The organism is Aquabacterium sp. (assembly GCF_030652515.1).
In the GTDB taxonomy this organism is placed as follows: Bacteria; Pseudomonadota; Gammaproteobacteria; order Burkholderiales; family Burkholderiaceae_C; genus Aquabacterium.
Map to the genome: position 1 here is coordinate 1 of NZ_JAUSAR010000013.1, position 19,640 is coordinate 19,640.

The 19,640-nt window shown below is 64.9% G+C and carries 17 protein-coding genes; 8 read left to right on the plus strand and 9 right to left on the minus strand.

From position 1 onward, the window contains the following. Positions 1 to 83: 83 nt before the first annotated feature. The 4 genes from Q7V20_RS02520 to Q7V20_RS02535 form a co-directional block, all read right to left on the minus strand. Positions 84 to 416 (minus strand): hypothetical protein, encoded by a 333-nt coding sequence (locus Q7V20_RS02520; protein WP_304786842.1) that lies wholly within the window; start codon positions 414 to 416, stop codon positions 84 to 86. A 51-nt stretch (positions 417 to 467) separates the two neighbouring features. Beyond that, the gene (locus Q7V20_RS02525; protein ID WP_304786844.1) at positions 468 to 1,310 is read right to left on the minus strand and encodes a hypothetical protein; all 843 of its coding nucleotides are present in this window, start codon (positions 1,308 to 1,310) and stop codon (positions 468 to 470) included. A gap of 186 nt (positions 1,311 to 1,496) precedes the next feature. Next, positions 1,497 to 1,949 (minus strand): rRNA maturation RNase YbeY, encoded by a 453-nt coding sequence (gene ybeY / locus Q7V20_RS02530; RefSeq protein ID WP_304786846.1) that lies wholly within the window; start codon positions 1,947 to 1,949, stop codon positions 1,497 to 1,499. Then, the gene (locus tag Q7V20_RS02535) at positions 1,946 to 2,953 is read right to left on the minus strand and encodes a PhoH family protein (protein ID WP_304786848.1); all 1,008 of its coding nucleotides are present in this window, start codon (positions 2,951 to 2,953) and stop codon (positions 1,946 to 1,948) included. Before Q7V20_RS02535 ends, ybeY begins: the two co-directional genes overlap by 4 nt. Positions 2,954 to 3,096: 143 nt before the next feature. Here Q7V20_RS02535 and Q7V20_RS02540 point away from each other — a divergent pair, with 143 nt between their 5' ends. The 4 genes from Q7V20_RS02540 to Q7V20_RS02555 are packed head-to-tail and all read left to right on the plus strand — an operon-like array spanning position 3,097 to position 7,426. After that, on the plus strand, positions 3,097 to 5,220 hold the full coding sequence (locus Q7V20_RS02540) for a sensor histidine kinase (RefSeq protein WP_304786850.1): 2,124 nt from the start codon (positions 3,097 to 3,099) through the stop codon (positions 5,218 to 5,220). 15 nt (positions 5,221 to 5,235) lie between these two features. Continuing rightward, positions 5,236 to 5,898 (plus strand): response regulator transcription factor, encoded by a 663-nt coding sequence (locus tag Q7V20_RS02545; RefSeq protein WP_290662321.1) that lies wholly within the window; start codon positions 5,236 to 5,238, stop codon positions 5,896 to 5,898. Further along, the gene (gene ruvA, locus Q7V20_RS02550; protein WP_304786855.1) at positions 5,895 to 6,470 is read left to right on the plus strand and encodes a Holliday junction branch migration protein RuvA; all 576 of its coding nucleotides are present in this window, start codon (positions 5,895 to 5,897) and stop codon (positions 6,468 to 6,470) included. Before Q7V20_RS02545 ends, ruvA begins: the two co-directional genes overlap by 4 nt. Beyond that, a complete protein-coding gene (locus Q7V20_RS02555) occupies positions 6,467 to 7,426 on the plus strand; it encodes a M14 family murein peptide amidase A (protein ID WP_304786857.1) in 960 nt (319 codons plus the stop codon). Before ruvA ends, Q7V20_RS02555 begins: the two co-directional genes overlap by 4 nt. Before the next feature lie 570 nt (positions 7,427 to 7,996). Here the strand turns inward: Q7V20_RS02555 and Q7V20_RS02560 are convergent. After that, on the minus strand, positions 7,997 to 9,640 hold the full coding sequence (locus Q7V20_RS02560) for an ATP-binding protein (RefSeq protein ID WP_304786859.1): 1,644 nt from the start codon (positions 9,638 to 9,640) through the stop codon (positions 7,997 to 7,999). A 132-nt stretch (positions 9,641 to 9,772) separates the two neighbouring features. On the opposite strand from Q7V20_RS02560, the gene Q7V20_RS02565 reads away from it, so the two are divergent. From Q7V20_RS02565 to Q7V20_RS02575, 3 genes are all read left to right on the plus strand, one after another. Then, complete coding sequence (locus Q7V20_RS02565) at positions 9,773 to 10,258, plus strand: glutathione peroxidase (protein ID WP_304787187.1); 486 nt, start codon at positions 9,773 to 9,775, stop codon at positions 10,256 to 10,258. Between the two features lie 38 nt (positions 10,259 to 10,296). Further along, a complete protein-coding gene (locus Q7V20_RS02570) occupies positions 10,297 to 11,490 on the plus strand; it encodes an amino acid aminotransferase (protein WP_304786861.1) in 1,194 nt (397 codons plus the stop codon). 121 nt (positions 11,491 to 11,611) lie between these two features. Then, positions 11,612 to 13,285: a long-chain-fatty-acid--CoA ligase gene (locus Q7V20_RS02575; protein WP_304786863.1), complete on the plus strand. Its 1,674-nt coding sequence runs from the start codon at positions 11,612 to 11,614 to the stop codon at positions 13,283 to 13,285. Positions 13,286 to 13,300: 15 nt separating this feature from the next. Here the strand turns inward: Q7V20_RS02575 and Q7V20_RS02580 are convergent, their stop codons facing one another. From Q7V20_RS02580 to otnI, 4 genes are all read right to left on the minus strand, one after another. Beyond that, entirely contained in the window at positions 13,301 to 15,400 is a 2,100-nt protein-coding gene (locus tag Q7V20_RS02580; protein ID WP_304786865.1) for an ATP-binding protein, read from the minus strand. Between the two features lie 84 nt (positions 15,401 to 15,484). Continuing rightward, complete coding sequence (locus Q7V20_RS02585; protein ID WP_304786867.1) at positions 15,485 to 16,042, minus strand: YaeQ family protein; 558 nt, start codon at positions 16,040 to 16,042, stop codon at positions 15,485 to 15,487. Between the two features lie 13 nt (positions 16,043 to 16,055). Continuing rightward, complete coding sequence (locus tag Q7V20_RS02590) at positions 16,056 to 16,931, minus strand: alpha/beta hydrolase (protein WP_304786869.1); 876 nt, start codon at positions 16,929 to 16,931, stop codon at positions 16,056 to 16,058. Next, positions 16,928 to 17,758, minus strand: a complete 831-nt coding sequence (otnI, locus tag Q7V20_RS02595) for a 2-oxo-tetronate isomerase (RefSeq protein WP_304786871.1) — start codon at positions 17,756 to 17,758, stop codon at positions 16,928 to 16,930. Before otnI ends, Q7V20_RS02590 begins: the two co-directional genes overlap by 4 nt. Positions 17,759 to 17,893: 135 nt before the next feature. Between otnI and Q7V20_RS02600 the strand changes: the two genes are divergently transcribed. Next, positions 17,894 to 19,627: a ShlB/FhaC/HecB family hemolysin secretion/activation protein gene (locus Q7V20_RS02600; RefSeq protein WP_304786873.1), complete on the plus strand. Its 1,734-nt coding sequence runs from the start codon at positions 17,894 to 17,896 to the stop codon at positions 19,625 to 19,627. Positions 19,628 to 19,640 lie beyond the last annotated feature (13 nt).

Here is a 19,640-nt window from a genome sequence, read left to right on the forward strand (position 1 = left end):
CGCCCAGAATGGACTGGCTCCCGATGACCAGGATTTCGTATTCGTTGGTGACCGCTGCAGCGGCGCGAATCAGGTGCTCCAGCTCAGTGCGCAGCATGGTCGATGCCTTTGGGCCAAGCCTTCAAGAAGGCAAAACGATCCTGGTTGCTCAACAGGCCTGAAAACGGCGAAGACTGGCGCAGCGCGGTGGCGCGCTCGGAGTCTTCAACGGCCACGGCCAGGCAGGCGTCGATCCCCTGGTCCATGAGATGGGCCCATTCGTCCAGACAGGGCTGTGTCCTGATGCTGACCCGTTGCCGCCAATGGTCGAGCGTGGCCCGTGCTTTGTCGAATAAGGCGGGGTCATGCCTGATCTTGTCGGCGATCAGGCGGTGCAAGGCGAGGCTGCGATCATCAAGCTCTTGATGCGTTCGCATTGAGTGGGCTCCTGTTCACGTCTTGTGAGGAGCCAGTTTACGGTAAGGCCTTCAACCCAGCAACGCATCCCGATGACGCGCCACGGCCTTGCCAAAGCTCGAATCCGCCCAAGCCGCACCAGCACGTTGACGCACCGTCTCGGGCCGGGCGCGTGAGGGCTTGACCAGCACCTTCCACAGCTGCGGAATGATCACCTGGAAGAAGGCCTTCAGGTCGGCGCGGCCCACGCAGGGCAGTTCGGTGCCGCGTTCCCACTGAGGGTTGCACTTCTCAAAAAAGGCGATGTCGGCCTGCTGGCGCAACTCGCGGGTGATGGGGGTCACGTCGCCCTTCAGGCAGTTGTAGCCGTCACCAAAGTCCAGCACCATCGATTCTTTGTCCAGCTTGCCGGGGAACAGCGTTTCGCAGTAGGTCTCGGCGATGTGCTTGAGGTGATCGTTCTTCTGCGTGGGGTGCGGGTAGTACTCGGGGAAGTTGCGGCTCAAGAGCAGGAAGGTCTTGTAGCCCTTCGAGATCAGGAACCAGTACTGCGGCGTGAGTGGGTTCTTGATGGCTTCCCACAGCACGCGCTTCACAAACGCGGCGTTGATGGCGCGGTTGCCCCAGTGTTCCTTTTCCAGCACTGTGTCGCCGCTGAACACGCCCTTGATTTCCTTGCCATCGACCTGCATGCGGTACACGCCGAAGGTCGAGAACCCCACGATGGCGTCGTCGCGCTGGCGGCGCACGATGAAGGCGCCGGTCTTCTTGCCCAGGTCGGTCACGAACTGGTCGAGCGCGACGTTGTCGTAGTAGCGGCAAAACACCTTGAACATGTCCCGGATGTCCTGAACAGTGATGTTGTTCAGGGCTTGGTAGCGGGTGTAGATCTTGGCTTTGGAGGGGTTGGACATCAGGGACCTCAAGGGGTTGGCTTGGTCGATGTCTCGATTCTGCGCACCGGCCTCTAACCCGTTCAGGGGGTGCCCCCCAACCCCCCCTCATTTGAGCGTGCCCGCCGCCGTGCAGTAATGCACGCATCGGCGATTACCTGCTTTTGACCTGCCCTGGATGCAGGTATTCAAACGTTTGTTTGTTTGCTAATAGGGGTCGGCAAAGCCCAGCTTGGCCAGGATCTCGCGCTCCTGCGCTTCCATGGCCAGGGCTTCGTCGTCCACCTCGTGGTCAAAGCCCTGCGCGTGCAAGGTGCCGTGCACCAGCATGTGGGCGTAGTGGGCGTCGATCGTCTTGCCTTGCTCTTGGGCTTCGCGTTCGATCACCGGGGCGCAGATCACCAGGTCGGCCGTGACCACCGGTTCTTGCGCGTAGTCGAAGGTGAGCACATTGGTGGCGTAGTCCTTCTGGCGGAAATCGCGGTTCAGGGTGCGGCCTTCGTCTTCGCCCACGATGCGCACGGTGATCTCGCCATCGACCCCATCTACCGCCAGCGCGGCTTTGATCCAGCGGGCCACCTTGTGGCGCGGCAGGAGTTCGCGGTGCGTCTTGTCGGCGAATTGAAGGCTCAGGCTCAGGTGCGGTTTGGCAGTGCTCATGCGGCAGGGGGTGAGGTCAGGGCATCGCGGTCGTAGGCCTGCACGATGCGGCCGACCAGCGGGTGGCGCACGATGTCGTGCGGGGTGAAGCGGGTGAAGGCGATGCCGGTGACCTTGCGCAGGATGCGTTCGGCCTCGATCAGGCCACTGCGCGCGCCCTTGGGCAGGTCGATCTGGCTGACGTCGCCGGTGACCACGGCCTTGGTGCCAAAGCCGATGCGCGTCAAAAACATCTTCATCTGCTCGGGCGTGGTGTTCTGGGCCTCGTCCAGGATGACGAAGGCGTGGCTGAGCGTGCGGCCACGCATGAAGGCCAGCGGGGCCACTTCGATCTGGCCTTTCTCGAAGGCCTTGGTGACGCGGTCGAAGCCCATCAGGTCGTACAGCGCGTCATACAAAGGGCGCAGGTAAGGGTCGACCTTTTGCGACAGGTCGCCGGGCAGGAAGCCCAGGCGCTCACCGGCCTCCACCGCCGGGCGGGTCAGCACGATGCGCTGCACCATGCTGCGCTCCAGCGCATCGACCGCGCAGGCCACGGCCAGGAAGGTCTTGCCGGTGCCGGCCGGGCCGATGCCGAAGGTCAGATCGTGGGCCAGGATGTGGCGCAGGTATTCGACCTGGTTGGTGGTGCGGCCCTGCAGGTCGCTGCGGCGCGTGCTGAGCATCGGGCCTTCGTCCGGCTCGTCGTCGGGGCCTGGTTGGTCTGCGTCCTTGGCGCCGCGCTTGCTGCGCGTGGGCTTCTGGCGCTGAGCCAGCAACGAGGCCAAGGCCAGTTGCACTTGCTCGGGGCTGATCTGCCGGGCCGATTTGGCGTACAGGGTCTCCAGCAAGGCCAGGGCCTGTTCGGGCAGGCCCTTGGCGCCATCGATGCGGAACTGGTCGCCGCGCCGGGCCAAGGTCACGCCCAGGGCCGCCTCGATGGTGCGCAGGTGTTCGTCCAGCGGCCCGCACAAATGGGCCAGACGGGTGTTGTCGAGCGGGATGAAACGGTGACGCAAGGTCATGAAAGGCCCAGGGGTGAACTCATTGGTGAACAAAAAGCCCTCAAATTGTCGCTTGACCAGGGCATCAAAGTGTGACGGATCTTGCAGAATGGGCTCGACATTGCGCATGGTGCGCAGTTTTGGCCATGGGATTGACGTTATTCATGTTGCAACGCTGGTGGCAAAACCTGTTGAATCGAACGCGTTCGGCCGCATCGGCCCAAGCCGCGCTCGAGACGCCGTCGGGCACCGTGATCCCGGTCAGCCGGGCCGGGCAGTGGCTGCTGCTGACCCTGGGCCTGGCTTTGGCCTGGGTGGTGGGTTGGGGCCTGGTGGTGCTCAACCAGGAGGCCATCCGCCTGAGCAAACCCACTTTGGCCGATGGCGGTGCCACCACCTTGCTGTTCCGCGAGGCCTGGGCCGCGGCCAGCTCGGCGGCGCATTATCCGATCGACCAGGTGGGCCAGTCCGTCAATTTGCCGGATGAATGGTCTCGCTCGCACCCCAGTTACGAGGGCAGCATCTGGTACCGGGTTCATTTCGACACGCCCATCCAGCCCAGCACCGACAAGCTGCTGGCCGCCTACATCGAGCGGGCCTGCTCCAACGTCGAGGTTCACCTCAATGGCCAGCTGCTGTACCGAGGGGGCCGCATGACCGAGCCGGTGGCGCGCAACTGCGACCAGTCCCATGTGGTGCCCTTGCCCACCTTTTTGCTGCGCACTGGCTCCAACCAGCTGGACCTGAAGGTGACGGGCTACCCGATCGAGCGCGTCACCGCCCGCCAGCGCGCGGGTGGCCTGGACGAGGTGCGCGTGGGCCCCTTGCAGGACATGCAGCGCATGCACCAAGACCATGAGTTCTGGTCCAACACCGTGTCCCAGGTCATCGCCGGCATCCTGGTGGTGTTGGGCTTGTTCGCGCTGGGCCTGGCCTGGGTGCGCCAGCTCAGCTACCTCACTTATTTTGGCTTGCTGACCATCGGTTGGTCTTTGATGACGGGGCGCTGGTGGATCAACGAGCTGCCGGTGTCCAACGCCTCCACCGAGGTCCTGATCGCGATGATGTTCGCGCCCATGACGGCTTTTGCCATCAAGTTCCTGCTGGGGTATTCGGGCCATGGCATGCGCAACCGCAAGGCCCGCGACCTGACCCGCCAGGTCAACGCCGTGCTGTGGGCGCAATGCCTGTTGCTGCCGCTCAGCCTGTGGCTGGTGGGGGTGAATGGCCTGTTCCTGGTGGCCCGCCTTTGGTATGTGCTGTTCGCGCTGGAGTTGTTTGTGGCCATTGGCTACTTCCTGTGGCATTCAGGGCGCACGCGCAAGCCGGAGTTCTGGCTGATGAGCGTGGCGCTGGGCGTGGTCTCGGCCGTGATGGGCATCGAGCTGTCGTTCCAGAACGGGCTGCTGCGCGTGTGGGGCGTGCACGTCACCTACTTCGTGATGCCGGTGCTGTACGCGGTGGTGGCCGTGCGCTTGATCCAGGTCTATGCCGGGGCTTTGAAAACCGCCGAAGGCGCGCGCAATCAGTTGGAAAAGCGCGTGCAGGAAATCAGCGGCGAGATCGAGCGCAACTTCAACCAGATCGCCGAGCTGCGGGTCGAGCAGATCGCCGAGAAAGAACGCAAGCGCATCGCCGCCGACCTGCACGACGACCTGGGCGCCAAGCTGCTCACCATCGTGCACACCAGCGACAACGACCGCATCTCTACTTTGGCGCGTGAGGCGCTGGAAGAAATGCGCCTGTCAGTGCGCGGCCTGACCGGGCGCCCCATGATCCTGTCTGACGCCCTGGCCGACTGGCGGGCCGAGGTGGTCTCACGCCTGGGTCAGTCGGGCATCGAGATTGAATGGCGCAATTCCATCGACGAGGTGGAAGAGCCCCTGTCGGCGCGCACCTATGTGCAGACCACGCGGATCATCCGCGAAGCCGTCAGCAACATCATCAAACATAGCCAGGCCTCGCACGTGGTGATTCACACCGACGTGCACCTGGAACACCACGACTTTTTGCTGGTGATCCAGGACAATGGCAAGGGCATTCCGATGGAGTTGGACGGCCGCCTGGACCGCGGCCATGGCATGACCAGCATGAAGCACCGTGCCAAACAGCTCAATGGGCAGTGCCTGGTCGAGTCCGGGCCAGGTTTTGGCACCGTCATTCGGCTCACTTTGCCGCTGGAAATTGCCGCTGTGCAACAGAAGGTGGCCATTGAGCACACGCAGCCCGCTAGCACTGCTAGCATCCCCGACAGTGCACAGGGATCTCCCCTGGGCACGACACCTTGATGTGAGGCCTCGGCCATGAAGCAGATTTTGTTGCTCGAAGATCTTCCTGAAATCCGCGCCTGGCTGAAAACGCTGGCGCTTCAGGTGTTTCCGGGCGCTCACATCAGTGAGAGCGCGCGGGTTCATGATGCCCTGGAACTGGTCAACGCCGTGCGCTTTGACGTGGCCCTGTGCGACCTGGGGCTGCCCGATGGCTCCGGCGTCGAAGTGGTCCAGGCCCTGCGCGAGAAGCAGCCCGACGTGCAGTCGGTCGTGGTCACCATCCACGACGACGACGAGCATTTGTTCCCTGCTTTGCAGGCCGGTGCATTTGGTTACCTGCTGAAAGAGCAATCGCGCGAACAACTGGCCGAGCAACTGCACCGCATCAGCCAGGGCGAGCCGCCGCTGTCGCCTTCCATCGCCCGCCGCGTGATCAAGTACTTCACCGCGCAGGCCAGCCAGCAGCCCATCTCGCAGGCCGATTCGGTGACGCCGCACGTGCAGCTGACCGACCGTGAAAACGAAGTGCTGTTGCGTGTGGCCAAGGGCTTCACCCTGCCCGAGATTGGCGTGCAGCTGAACCTGTCGCGCCACACCATCGCCGACTACGTCAAGCAGATCTACCGCAAGCTGAACGTGTCATCGCGCGCTGAAGCAGCGTTGGAAGCGCAACGATTGGGCCTGTTCCGCCGATGATTTCCCGCCTGACCGGGCTTCTCGCCGAGAAGTCCCCGCCCCACGTGCTGGTGGATTGCAACGGCGTGGGGTACGAAGTGCAAGTGCCCATGAGCACCTTCTACAACCTGCCCGAGCTGGGCGCCCGCGTGACCTTGCTGACCCAGTTCGTGGTGCGCGAAGATGCCCAGCTGCTGTATGGTTTCTTGACCGCGGGTGAGCGTGCCTCCTTCCGCGAGTTGACCAAGATCAGTGGTGTGGGCCCCCGCATTGCCCTGGCCTTGCTGTCGGGCCTGAGCACTGACGAGCTGGCGCAGGCCGTGGCGGCGCAAGATGCCGCCCGCCTGGTCAAGGTGCCGGGCATTGGCAAGAAAACAGCCGAGCGCTTGCTGCTGGAGCTCAAGGGCAAGCTGGCCCCCGTGCTGTCGGCGCCGGGCTTTTCCGTGGTCAGTGACGCGCAGTCGGACATCCTGCAGGCCTTGCTGGCCCTGGGGTACACCGATCGCGAGGCTCAGGCCGTGCTCAAACAACTGCCAGCCGATGTCTCCGTCAGCGACGGCATCAAGCTGGCCTTGAAGAACCTCGCCCGATGAATTTGCGTTCCTCACTGGTGGCCATGGGGGTGATGCTGGCCGTGGCGCTTTCCGCGCAGGCCGCTCCTGAAGCTGCCAAGACCCCCCCTGTGCCTGCTGCGCACAAGGCGGCGCCCAAAGTGGTGCCGACGAAGCCCGCTGTGCAGGTGCCCAGCAGCAAGGGCAAGGTGGCGCCTCCGCCCCCGCCCGTGGTGCTGATCCAGACGCCCCAGGCCTTTTGTCAACAGGCCGCTGGCCGCCTGCCCAATGTGCCGATGGCCTTGTGCGCCCAGGCGCAGTTGCAGACCAACGGTGCCAAGTCGGTCCAGGGCCATGCTTTGATGCAGCGCGACGTGATCTCGCCCAATGCCCACTTGCGCGTGCTGGTGATTGGCGGCGTGCATGGCGACGAGCTGTCGTCCACCTCGCTGGTGCTGCACTGGATCCGCGCGGCCACGGAGACGCCGTCCAACATCCACTGGCGTTTCGTGCCCTTGATGAACCCGGATGGCATGTTGATGGCCCGCCCCAAGCGCACCAATGCCCGTGGGGTGGATCTGAACCGCAACTTCCCCACGCCCAATTGGGACAAGGAGGCGCCGCACTACTGGAGCAAGCGGACCAAGAATGATCCGCGCCGTTACCCTGGCCCCAAGCCTTTGTCCGAGCCTGAGTCGAAGTGGTTGTTCGACGAGATGGAGCGCTGGAAGCCTGACTTGATCGTGTCGGTGCACGCGCCTTATGGGGTGCTGGACTTTGACGGGCCCACCTCGCCACCGCAGAAGCTGGGGCGCTTGTACCTGGACCAGGTGGGGATCTTTCCGGGCAGCTTGGGCAACTATGGTGGCGTGCACAAGAAGATGCCAGTGGTGACCATCGAGTTGCCGAGTGCCATTCGCACGCCTCAGGAGGCTGAGATTCGCCAGATGTGGCTGGATTTGCTGCGCTGGACGGCGGAGCGGTTGGGCGCTAACTGAGCTGGTTGAGTTGGCGTGCTGGGTTCAGTGCGTTGTTTCTGCAGCGCGGGGCGGGGGATGAGTCGGAGGCGGGCGGGGCTCCTATGGTGGCGGTCCACCGCGTAGCGGCGGACTGCTCTCAGGTGCTCGCCCAGGGCGGGGATCGTCCGAAACTCGTCGCCGATGGCTCCTCAAACAGCGGACGATCCTTTTTCCGCCCTGAGCTGCGCGCCTTCGACGCCCCCGAAGTCGCCCCGCCCGCCTCCGCCTCATCCCTGATCCGCCCCGCTGGTGGCGTGCCACGGCTGCATTTCGTGCCACGCCACCAGCGGGGCGAAACAAGGGCTGGGCGGGTATCTGGCGGGGCGCCTTGTTGGTGCTGAGGAGCACAGCGCTGAGGTGGGCGCGCGACAGCGCGCTTTGTCATCTGGCTTGTCGCCGATGTTTGAACGAAGCGGATGAAAGGCGCGCAGTGAGTTTCGGCGACACCACCTCGGCGCGAGCACCGCAAGGCAGTCCCGCTTGAAAAGCGGGGCCACCAACATGAAGCCCTGACGGATACCCGCTCAGCCCTCGCCCCGCGCTCCCGATTCAGGAGTTCAACGGTGGCGCCGCCTGCGTACTCGGCAGCGCCGCCAAGATCGTCAACAGCCGGTTGATCTGCAAAGGCTTCACCAGATACTGGTTGAACCCAGCCTGCAGCGCCCGCGCAATGTGATCAGGCAAAGCATCACCACTCAAGGCGATCAAAGGCAGCTTTTTGAACGCCGCCTTGGCCCGCAGCTGGCGGCACAAATCCAACCCACTGCCATCCGGCAGATTGATGTCCACCAAAGCCACATCCGGCTGCATGGATTCGATGCAGGCCAAGCCATCGGCCGCCGTGTCAGCCGACAACAAACGCACCTGTGGATACGTGGCGAACAGCGCCTCGACCAGGCTGCGGTTCAACGCGTTGTCTTCGATGTGCACCACGCGCAAAGGCGGCAACATCACCAAGGGCTCGGAGGGACGGGCGCTGGTGGGTGTGGTGGTATGGCTGCGCTCGGCCAGCGGCAGCTTCAGGCCAAACACGCTGCCTTCGCCCAAGGTGCTGTGCACCTCGATGCGGCCGTGCATGAGGGCGGCCATGCGTTGCGCGACGGCCAGGCCCAGGCCGTGGCCTTCGCCGCTGTCGGCCTCGGTGGCGCGGTCCAGTCGGGTGAAGGGGTGGAACAGCTTGGGCAGGTCGCTTTGGTCGATGCCGGCGCCTTGGTCGCGCACTTCAACAATGCCCATGCGTTCTTCGGTCACCTCACGGGCGCGCAACCACACGGTCGAGCCGACGGGGCTGACGCGGATGGCGTTGTTCAGCAGTTGCACCAGGATGTCTTTGGTGGGCTGGGGGTCGGCCCAGACGGTGTGCGGCGCGCAATCGACCACCACGGTCACATTGTGTTTGCGGGCCAGGGTTTCCTGGGCAGCGCAGACCTCGCGCAGCAGACCCGTCATGGCCAGGCGCTGGGGCCTCAGGGTGACCGAAGGCTCGTCCAGCCGGGCGAACTCCAGGGCCTGGTCCAGCAGGCTCAACAGTTGCTGCCCAGCCGTGCGGATGTGGCCCAACTGGCGCTGTAAGGACTCGGGCATGCCGGTGTGATCCTGCATGTCCAGCAGCTGTGAAAAACCCATGATGGCGTTCAGGGGCGAGCGCATGCTGTGCCCCATGCGCGCCAAAAAGTCGGCCTTGGCCACCAGGGTCAACTCGGCCTGCAGGCGGCGGGTGTGTTCGGCCTCGGCGCGGCGCTGGGCGCTGACGTCGCGCATCAGTTCGATGTAGCGGGTGACCTGGCCATCGGCGTCGGGCAAGGGGTGCACCGTGCGTGCCACCCAGAAGGGCTCGCCATCTTTGCGGTGGTGGCAGATCTCAAGGTTCTCGACCGCGTGGCCCTGGGCCAGCGTCTGGTTGATGCGGGTGATCAGGGCCGCCTCGGTGTGCGGGCCGCTGAGCAGCTCTTCGGGTTGCTGGTCCAGGCTCTCCGACAGGGAAAAACCGGTCAGCCTGGAAAAGCTGGGATTGACCCACCGTATGCAACGCTGCGCATCGCAGATCATCACCGCGTCACTGACCCGGTCGGCCAGCAAGGCCAGTTCCTGGTTGGTGGCTTGGGCGCGTTGCAAAGCGGCCTGGATTTGTCTCATGGGCAGACCTTGCTCAGTCGTGACTGGCAGGTCGGCCTCAATGGTGTTTTGGGGCATGGCGTTTTCCTCTCGGCACCGTGGGTGCGGATACTCACCGGTCTCCACGGCGAGCAAGGGATACAGCTAGGAACTCATGATGTCAGAATGGGCGCTTCATGTGTAGGTACTTTGAGAAAGTTCTTGGCCATCATGACCCAATCCATCTACGAATTTGAGGCGCTTTCCACGGACGGCGCTCCTGTGAAGTTGGACCAGTATCGGGGCCGCGTGCTGCTGATCGTCAACACTGCCAGCAAGTGTGGTTTTACGCCACAGTTTGAAGGCCTGGAACAGCTGTGGAAAGACTACGCAGACCGAGGTTTGACCGTGTTGGGCTTTCCGTGCAACCAGTTCGGCGGGCAAGACCCTGGTGCCAACACAGAGATCGCCTCGTTCTGCCAGTTGAACTACGGCGTGAGCTTCCCGATGATGGCCAAGATCGAGGTCAACGGGGCCGAGGCCCACCCGCTGTACCAGTGGCTGACGCGCGAGGCGCCAGGCATCCTGGGCACCAAGTCGATCAAATGGAACTTCACCAAGTTTCTGGTGAACCGCGATGGCGTGGTGCTGGGCCGCTACGCTCCCACCGACACCCCCAAGAGCCTGCGCGACGACATTGAAAAAGCCCTCGCTTGATTGATTGATTGAACGATTGACGAAAGATTCTCGACATCATGTTCCAACACGTTGACGCCTACCCCGGCGATCCCATCCTCACGCTGAATGAGGATTTCCAGAAAGACCCGCGCGCTGGCAAGATCAACCTCAGCATCGGCATCTACTTTGACGATGCGGGCAAGCTGCCCGTGATGGCCGCCGTGCGCGAAGCCGAAAGCGCCATGCTGGCCACCGTGGGCCCCAAGCCCTACCTGCCGATGGTGGGGGCCAGCAACTACCGCGAGGCCGTGCAACACCTGCTGTTCGGCGCCGACCACGAGGCCGTCAAAAGTGGCCGCATCGCGACCTTGCAGACGATTGGTGGCTCGGGCGGCCTGAAGGTGGGCGGCGATTTCCTCAAGCGCTACTTTCCCGACTCGCAGGTGTGGGTCAGCGACCCGACCTGGGACAACCACCGCGCCATGTTCGAAGGCGCCGGCTTCAAGGTCAACACCTACCCGTATTACGACGCCACCACGGGCGGTCTGAACTTCGACGGCATGCTGGCCACGATCAATGATTTGCCCGCGAACAGCATCGTGCTCATGCATGCCTGCTGCCACAACCCCACCGGCGTGGACCTGAGCGCCGCGCAATGGGCGCAGCTGATCCCCGTGCTGAAAAGCCGCCAGTTGTTGCCTTACCTGGACATCGCCTACCAAGGCTTTGGCGACGGCATCGACGAAGACGCGCACGCGATCCGGGCCCTGGCCGATGCGGGCGTGAGCTTCTTCGTGGCCAACTCGTTTTCCAAGAGTTTTTCGCTGTACGGCGAGCGCGTGGGCGGCCTGAGCGTGGTCTGCCCCGACAAGGCCCAGGCCGAGCGCGTGCTGGGCCAGTTGATGTCGGCGGTGCGCCGCAACTATTCCAGCCCGCCAACCCACGGCAGCCAGATCGTGGCGCGTGTGTTGCAAACGCCCGCCTTGCGCCAGGTGTGGTCGGACGAGCTGGGCGCCATGCGCACCCGCATCCAGGCCATGCGCCAGCGTTTGCACGCGGGTTTGGTGGCGCGCTTGCCGGGCCGGGATTTTCAGTACTTTCTGGACCAGCGTGGCATGTTCAGTTACACCGGCCTGAGCGCCCAGCAGGCCGACACCCTGCGCGAGGTGCATGGGGTGTACGTGCTGCGCTCCGGCCGCATGTGCGTGGCCGGTTTGAACGCTGGCAATGTGGACCGCGTGGCCGAGGCCATGGCCGCCGTGCTGGCTTGACATGTCCTGAAAACAGGGGCTAGCATGGCCGTTTGATTGGGGGCATCCCCTGAGCCGGGGGGTGGAAGTTCCGTAGAAGAATGTGACCAGAACGAAAAGTCACGAGGAACCTTCCCCCGCCATGGACAAAATCTGGCTCAGGCACTACCCCACCGGGGTGCCGCACGTGATCGACCCATCCGTGTACCGCTCGCTGGTGGAGTTGATGGACGAGGGCTTCGCGGCCCATCGCGACAAGCCGGCCTACAAGTTCATGGGCCGGGCCTGGACCTTCGCCCAGATCGACCAGGCTTCGCAGGCTTTTGCCGCGTACCTGCAGGGCCTGGGCTTGCCCGCAGGCGCCCGTGTGGCGGTGATGATGCCCAATGTGCCGCAGTACCCGGTGGTGGTCACGGCCATCTTGCGGGCGGGTTTCGTGGTGGTCAACGTCAACCCGCTTTACACGCCGCGCGAGCTGGAACACCAGCTTCAGGATTCGGGCAGCCAGGCCATCGTCATCGTCGAGAACTTTGCCACCACCTTGCAGGCGGTGATTGCGCAGACGCCGGTCCAGCACGTGGTGCTGGCCAGCTTGGGCGACCTGCTGGGTTTGATCAAGGGCAGCCTGGTGAACCACGTGGTGCGCCGGGTGCGCAAGCTGGTGCCCAAGTATTCATTGCCAGGGGCGGTGCGTTTCAACGTGGCCCTGGCCAGGGGGCGTGAGCGTGCTTACCAGCCGGCCAGGCCTGGCCCCGATGACGTGGCGGTGCTTCAGTACACGGGGGGCACCACGGGCGTCAGCAAGGGGGCGATGCTGCTGCACCGCAACATCATCGCCAACCTGCTGCAATCAGAAGCCTGGAACGCGCCCATGTGGAAACAGGTGCCCAGTGGCGAGCAACCCACCACGGTGTGTGCCTTGCCGCTGTACCACATCTTCGGTTTCACGGTGAGCATGATGGTGGGGCTGCGCCTGGGCGTCTGCAACATCCTGATCCCCAATCCGCGTGATCTGGCCGCCACCTTGAAAGAGCTGGCCAAGCACCGCTTTCACAGCTTCCCGGCGGTCAACACGCTGTTTGGCGCGCTGGCCCGGCACCCCGATTTCCACAAGGTGGACTGGAGCCACCTGCGCTTGTCGGTGGGTGGTGGCATGGCGGTGCAGCAGGCCACGGCCAAGCTGTGGAAGGACAAGACGGGTTGCGCGGTGTTCGAAGGCTATGGCCTGTCCGAGACCTCGCCCTCGGTGACCTGCAATCCGGTGACCAACACGGCCTACACCGGCACCATCGGCCTGCCCTTGCCCTCCACCGAGGTGTGCGTGCTGGACGATGCGGGCCGTGAGGTGCCCTTGGGCCAGCCGGGCGAGCTGGCGGTGCGCGGGCCGCAGGTGATGGCGGGTTACTGGCAGCGGCCTGAAGAGACCGCCAAGGTGATGACCGCCGATGGTTTTTTTCGCACCGGTGACATCGCCACGATTGACGAGCGTGGCTACGTGAAGATCGTGGACCGCAAGAAGGACATGATCCTGGTGTCCGGCTTCAACGTCTACCCCAACGAGGTGGAAGACGTGGTCACGCAGATGCCGGGCATCCTGGAGTGCGCGGCGGTGGGCGTGCCCGACGAGCATTCGGGCGAGGCCGTGAAACTGGTCATCGTGCGGCAGAACCCGGCCGTGACCGAGCAGCAGGTGCGCGACTACTGCGCCCAGCACCTGACGGGCTACAAGCGGCCCAAGGTGGTGGATTTCCGCGCCGAGCTGCCTAAAACGCCCGTGGGCAAGGTGTTGCGGCGGGAGCTGCGGGATGCCGCTTGAGGGCAGTGTTCGCGTTCAAGGCCGAGGTTCGGGCGAGCCAGGCTTGGCGCGCAACCGCTGGCGCATGCCTTTGACAAAACGTTCGACATCGATCGGCTTGGTCCAGTAGTCCTCGGCCCCGGCGGCGCGCGCGGCCTGCATGTCTTCCATCACGGCATTGGCTGACAGGGCCACCACCGCCAGATCGCGCGTGGCATCGTCCGCCTTCAACTGGTGCAGCACTTCAACGCCGTTCATGTCGGGCAGGTGCATGTCGAGCAGGATGACGTCCGGGCGACTGGTGCGGGCGCATTGCAGGCCAGCCGCACCATCGGGTGCGACCACGAGCTTGACCTTGGGCCAGCAGGCCAGCATCTCTTGAACCAGAACCGCGTTGATGGGGTTGTCTTCGATGTACAGAACCACGCCCTCAGGGTTGGCGGGTTCCTGGTGAGGCGTGTCACTGGCCGGTGCCAAGTGTGCTTGTGGCTTGCCCCCGATGGGCAGGGTGATGTCCACGACGGTGCCTTGGTCGATGTGGCTGTCCAAGGTGAGTTCGCCACCCATCAGGTGGATCAACTGGCGCACCAGCACCAGCCCGATGCCAGTGCCTTGCACATCGCTGTGTTCGCGGCCCAGGCGGTTGAAGGGTTGAAACAGTTGGTTTTTTTGCTGCTCGCTCATCCCCAGGCCGTTGTCGCGAACGGTGAGGTGAACGAAGTGGGCATCGCGCTGCACTTCCAGGCGCACCCAGCCTTGCGGGCGGTTGTACTTGATGGCGTTGGAAACCAGGTTGAGCATCACCTGCCGGAGGCGGTCCGGGTCGGTGTGCAGGGGCAGCGGCGCCAGTTCGGCATAGGTGGCGTGCAGCGTGACCTGGCATTGCAGGGCATGTGGCTCGCTCATGCGCAAGACACCGTCCAGCAACTCGCACAGGTCGAAGTCGCGTGTCTGGATGGCCATTCGGCCCGCTTCAATGCCGGAGATGTCCAGCATCTCGTCGATCAGGGTGCGCAGGTGATCGCCCGCCCGCAAGAGCTGATCAAGCCGCTCGCGGTGGCGCGCGCTCAAGGGGTCGCTCGTGTCGATCTGCATCAGCTGGGCGAACCCCAATACCGCATTGAGCGGCGTGCGCAGTTCGTGGCTGATGCGTGAGAGGAATTCGGTCTTGGCCTGGTTGGCGGCTTCTGCCACGCTGCGGGCCAGGTGGGCCTGCTCGGCCTGGCGCAACTGGCTCACGTCCCGGGCCATCACGGTCATCAGCAGGCCTTCGTCGGTGCCGGTGCGCGAGATGGAGGCATCCATGGGGAAGACCTCGCCATTGGCGCGCTGGCCGCTCAACTCGCGGGTGTGGCCCATGCGCCGCGAGGTCGTGCCTTCGGCCGTGAACAAGGCCAGGTGGGTGCGGTGCGCCTCGCGGTACGCCAAGGGGATGAAACGATCGATCGTGCCGCCGATGACGTCTGGGGCGTTCACGCCAAACATCCGCGCAGCGGCCTGGTTGAACAGCACGACACGACCTTGGGCATTGACGGTGATGATGGCGTCCATGGCGGTCTGGACAATGCCGGACAGCTGAAGTTCGCGTTCGTGCAAGGCATCGCGCAACTGGGCCAGGCGCTCTTGCCCAGCGCGGGCTTTCAGCGCGAACCCCAGGTTGGACACCATCTGCTCTACCAGCTCAACCACGTCCGGGTTGAACGCTTGTGCCTGGTCGAAGTACAGGTTGAGGGCGCCGATGACGTGATCGTCTCGCCAGATCGGGAAGGCGGCCGAGGCGTTGACGCCGAAGCGGGTCGCCAGTTCCCGCCAGGGCACTGTGCAGGGATCAGCGTGGAAGTCGTTGCACACCCAGGTGCGGCCATGGGCGATGGCCAGCGAGGTGGGGCCCATGTCGGCTGCGGGTTGACCGTCCGGGGTGCCCACACGGATGTCCAGCCCTTGGGCATAGGCCTGTGCGGGCCCGCCCCAGGCCACAGGCACCACCCGGCCGTCCTGGATCAGTCCGATCCAGGCCATGGTGGCATGGCCGGAGGTCACGGCAATGCGGCAGATCGTTTGATACAACTCGTCCGGATCGGCCACGCGAACAATGGCCTGGCCCATGTCGAGCAAGGCACGGTAGAAGTCCGTCATGAGTGGGGGTGGTGAAGTCTGGGCATTCCCCCCGGTTGTGGCAGAAATCGGGCGGACCGCTCTTGCGCCAGATCAAGCCCTGGCTCAGTCCGGCCCCATCAGCTTGATGGGTGTGACCTCTACCGTCTCCTGCCCATCGTTGACCCAGATGGTGCCGTCCTGCACCGTGACCTGCAATTGCATGGTGCGCTGCGCCAGCTTGGCCAGGGCCTGGCTTTGCTCTGAGGGCACCTGCCACACGGTGAGGTTGCGCGCGCGGGTCAGCTTGGTGGCAATGCCGTCCCACCACACCTTGGTGCTGCTCTGGAACACCCACAGGCTGACCTGGTGGGCGCGGCCGCTGGCCTTCATCAGGCGCTTGTCGTCGGGCTGGCCCACGTCCACCCAGTGCAAAATCTCGCCGGAGTAGTTCTTCTGCCACAGGGCGGGCTCGTCGGTGTCCCACATGTCCTTGGCCAGCTCGATGGTACCTTCCTGCGTGTTCGAGGGCCAGCCCAGGGCCAGGGCCAGCACGCGGATCATCATGCGTTCATCGGCCTCGGAGGGGTGGCGCGCGATCGTCAGGGCGGGGTCGGCATAGACGTTGGCGTCCATGTTGGCCAGTTGCAGCTGGGCCTTGTAAATGGTGGCTTTGATCGCCATGGGGCTGTTCTCTTTAGGGGGATTCGGGTTCGAAGGTGTCGAGCCAGCGGGCCAGGTCGGCGAAGACCTGGGCCTGGTCGGGCTCGTGGAAGATTTCGTGGGCCATGCGCGGGTAGGCGTGCGTGGTGACCACCGCATGCGGTGCGGCGGCCGCAAAGCGCGCGCTGCCCGCTGGCCGCACGCAGCGGTCGGCGCCAGCGTAGATCAGCAGGGTGGGCGTGGTCCAGTGCGCGGCGCGCTGCAACACATGCTCGGCCGCGTCGACGATGAAGCGGCTCAGTCGGCCGGTGGCGAGGTTGTGCACCAGCGGGTCGGCGATGTAGGCCTTGACGATGGTGGGGGCGCTGCACACCCATTCGGGCTTGAGGCCGTTGGGCACGGCCAGGTCGGGGGTCAGTCTGCCAAAGGTGGCCAGCAGGGCCTTCTGGATCCAGCTCAGGCCGGGGTCGAGGGCGGGGGACGACATGACCAGCAGGTCCACCGGGCGCACCCAAGGCGCGGCTTCAGGTGGATTGGCTTGGGCGGCCACAAAGCGGCCGACGACCAGGCCGCCCAGGCTGTGGCCGATCAGCAGCAGGCGCTGGCCGGGGTAGATGGCGCGCACGGTGTCCAGCACCGAGGCCAGGTCGTGCAGCAGGTCGTCGCCTTTAGCGAGGCGGCCCTTGGCGCCGGGTGATCGGCCGTGGCCCCGGTGGTCGTAGCCCACCACGGCCCAGCCCCAGTTGTTGAGGTGGTGGGCCACGTGCTCGTAGCGGCCGATGTGTTCGCCCAAGCCGTGCACCAGCAGGGCGACGCCGCGCGGCTCGACCTTGTCGGGCAGGGGCCAGTGGCGGGTGGCCAGGGCCAGGCCGTCGCGGGTGGTGATGGTGGCGGGGATCTTGGGGATCATCGGAGGCCTTCTTCGTTCAGGGCGGTGGCGGCGCGCAGCCAGTTCAGTCCGGCAGAGGTGCCGCCCGGGCCGCTTTGGCGTGGGCGGTATTCGCAGCCGATCCAGCCTGGCCATTGCAGGGCGCGCAGTTCGGCGAAGACGTGAGGGTAGTGCAGTTCGCCCGCGTCGGGCTCGCCCCGATCAGGCACGGCGGCGATCTGCAGGTGGCCGACCCGGCCGGTGGGCAGGGCCTGGCGCAGTTGCGTGCTGATGTCGCCCTCCACGATCTGGCAGTGGTACAGGTCGAGTTGCACTTGCAGGTGGGGCGAGTTGATGCGCTGGACCAGGGCGTGGGCTTCAAGCTGGCGGTTGAGCAGGTAGCCGGGCATGTCGCGGGGGTTGATGGGTTCGATCAGGAGGATGCGCTGGGCCAGGCGGGCCTGTTCGGCGGCCCAGGCCAGGCGTTGTTCGTAGGTGGTCAGGGCGCGGTTCCGGTCGGCCTGCGTGCACAAACCGGCCATCACATGCACGCGCGGGCAGTCCAGGCGTTGGGCCAGGGCCAGCGCGGCCAGCACGCTGGACTGGAAGTCGGCGTCGCGCCCGTCCAGGCAGGCCAGACCGCGTTCGCCCGCCGCCCAATCGCCCGGGGCCGCGTTGAAAAGGACCAGTTCAAGGCCCAGGTCGCCCAGGCGGGCCCGGATCTCGCTTTCAGGGTGCTCGTGCGGGAACAGGCACTCCACGCCCTGGAAGCCGTCGGCGGCGGCGGCCTGGAATCGGTCCAGGAAGTGGCGGTCAGGGTAAAGCCATGACAGATTCGCCGCGAATTTCAAGGGGAATGTGGGGTTCACGTCGGGTGTCCTACCCCCAGGGCTTAGGGAGTGCGTAAACGGGTGGCGACGGTTATAACCTGCCGTTGGGTTGGATTCGCGGCGCCAGTCGAGGGCGGTCAGCAGTGCCCGCACTCATTTTGAAGGATCTCAACTGTGCGTTTGCCGAGCGTTTTATCCCTGGGCGTGGCCCTGGTTTTGTGTGTTTCACCCCTGGCAGCTTGGTCCCAGGCCGCCCCTGTGGAGCCCGCGCCCGGGGTGATCCCCTCGGCCCAGCAACTCCAGCAGGGCCGTGAAACCACCTTGTCGCCCGTTGAAAGCGCCGCCGAAGTGCCCGCGCCCGCGCCCATGCCCAAAGAGCTGGGCAAGCCGTCCGACGACATCACCCTGGACGTGACCGCCTACGAGGTCGACGGCCTGAACGAGGTACCGCGCGACGTGCTGGCCAAGCTGACCGGGCCCTACGCGGGCAAGGCGCGCAGCTACGAAGACATGGTGGACGCCGCCGCCGCGGTGGCGCGCTACATGCAGCGCGAACTGGGCTACTACCTGGGCCACGCCTACCTGCCGGAGCAATCGCCCAAGGATGGCGTGGTGCGCATCGCGGTCATGGAGGGCCGCCTGGACCAGGTGTTGCTGCAATGGCCCGACAAGATGATCGTGCAGCGCGAGGTGGTCGAGCGCTACCTGGCCCGCCTGCGCCCCGGCGAGATCCTGCGCGTGCGCGACGTCGAGCGTGTGGTGTTCATGGTCAATGACCTGCAGGGCATCCGCGCCCGATTCGAGGTCAAGGCCGGGCGTTACCCGGGCACCGCCTCGCTGGTGGTGTCGCCGCAAAGCGAGGCCCGTTTCTCGGGCAAGGCCGAGCTGGACAGCCATGGCTCGCGCTATTCGGGCACCGGGCGGCTCAATGTGGTGGGCACCTTTGCCAGCCCGCTGGGACGCGGCGATGGCCTGGTGCTCAATGCCATGAGCACGGTCACCGGCGGCATGGCCTTTGGCCTGGTCAGCTATGTGCTGCCATTGGGCTCGGACGGCCTGAAGCTGGGTGCTTCGGCCTCCAAGGTGCGCTATGAGCTGGACAAGGATGCCTTCCCGGTGGGGTTGAATGGCGATGCCACGGCGGCCAATGTGTTCGGCCTGTACCCGCTGGTGCGCTCGCGCAACCTGAACGTGTTCGCGCTGGCCAGCTTCGAGCACAAGGAGTTCGAAGACCGCCGCGAGATCGGCCTGAACACGCGCAAGCGCAGCGACGACTTCCAGGTCGGGCTGGTGGGCGACTTCCGCGACAACATGCTGACCGGCGGTGTCAACACCTACGAGCTGAGCGTGCTGCAGGGGGATCTGACCTACCAGCAAGGCTTCGTGCCCAGCGACACGCCCAAGCGCTATCAAAAGGTGACGGCGGGTTACTCGCGCCTGCAGAACCTGGTGAGCAACCGCCTGCTGCTGTACGTGCGCTACAAGGGCCAGCGTTCACTGCAGAACCTGGACACCACCGAGCGCTTCAGCCTGGGTGGCCCGACCGGCGTGCGGGCCTTTGCCCCGGGCGAGGCCACGGGCGACGAGGGCGATCTGTTCACCGCCGAGTTGCGCTTCCTGCCCTTTGAATCCTGGTTCGGCCGCGCCTCGCGCGAGATGGTGTTCAGCGCCTTCTACGACGTGGGCCACGCCACTTTCCGCCGCGATCCCAGCCTGCCTTCGCTCAATGCTTTGCCGGGCGCGCCCAACACGACCACGCTCACTGGCGCTGGCGTGGGCGCGATCTGGGACCGATCGCAATCGTTCGGCCTGCGTCTGAACCTGGCCTGGCCGCTCCAAGGCGTCGGCACCAGCGATCCGGCCAAGAAGATGCCCCGCGCCTATGCCGTGATGACCAAGTATTTCTGAGCGAGAGACGACC

Coding starts and splice junctions, on each gene's coding strand:
- Q7V20_RS02520 (WP_304786842.1), bottom strand. CDS start 416: ATGCGAACGCATCAAGAGCTTGATGATCGCAGCCTCGCCTTGCACCGC.
- Q7V20_RS02525 (WP_304786844.1), bottom strand. CDS start 1,310: ATGTCCAACCCCTCCAAAGCCAAGATCTACACCCGCTACCAAGCCCTG.
- ybeY (WP_304786846.1), bottom strand. CDS start 1,949: ATGAGCACTGCCAAACCGCACCTGAGCCTGAGCCTTCAATTCGCCGAC.
- Q7V20_RS02535 (WP_304786848.1), bottom strand. CDS start 2,953: ATGACCTTGCGTCACCGTTTCATCCCGCTCGACAACACCCGTCTGGCC.
- Q7V20_RS02540 (WP_304786850.1), top strand. CDS start 3,097: ATGTTGCAACGCTGGTGGCAAAACCTGTTGAATCGAACGCGTTCGGCC.
- Q7V20_RS02545 (WP_290662321.1), top strand. CDS start 5,236: ATGAAGCAGATTTTGTTGCTCGAAGATCTTCCTGAAATCCGCGCCTGG.
- ruvA (WP_304786855.1), top strand. CDS start 5,895: ATGATTTCCCGCCTGACCGGGCTTCTCGCCGAGAAGTCCCCGCCCCAC.
- Q7V20_RS02555 (WP_304786857.1), top strand. CDS start 6,467: ATGAATTTGCGTTCCTCACTGGTGGCCATGGGGGTGATGCTGGCCGTG.
- Q7V20_RS02560 (WP_304786859.1), bottom strand. CDS start 9,640: ATGCCCCAAAACACCATTGAGGCCGACCTGCCAGTCACGACTGAGCAA.
- Q7V20_RS02565 (WP_304787187.1), top strand. CDS start 9,773: ATGACCCAATCCATCTACGAATTTGAGGCGCTTTCCACGGACGGCGCT.
- Q7V20_RS02570 (WP_304786861.1), top strand. CDS start 10,297: ATGTTCCAACACGTTGACGCCTACCCCGGCGATCCCATCCTCACGCTG.
- Q7V20_RS02575 (WP_304786863.1), top strand. CDS start 11,612: ATGGACAAAATCTGGCTCAGGCACTACCCCACCGGGGTGCCGCACGTG.
- Q7V20_RS02580 (WP_304786865.1), bottom strand. CDS start 15,400: ATGACGGACTTCTACCGTGCCTTGCTCGACATGGGCCAGGCCATTGTT.
- Q7V20_RS02585 (WP_304786867.1), bottom strand. CDS start 16,042: ATGGCGATCAAAGCCACCATTTACAAGGCCCAGCTGCAACTGGCCAAC.
- Q7V20_RS02590 (WP_304786869.1), bottom strand. CDS start 16,931: ATGATCCCCAAGATCCCCGCCACCATCACCACCCGCGACGGCCTGGCC.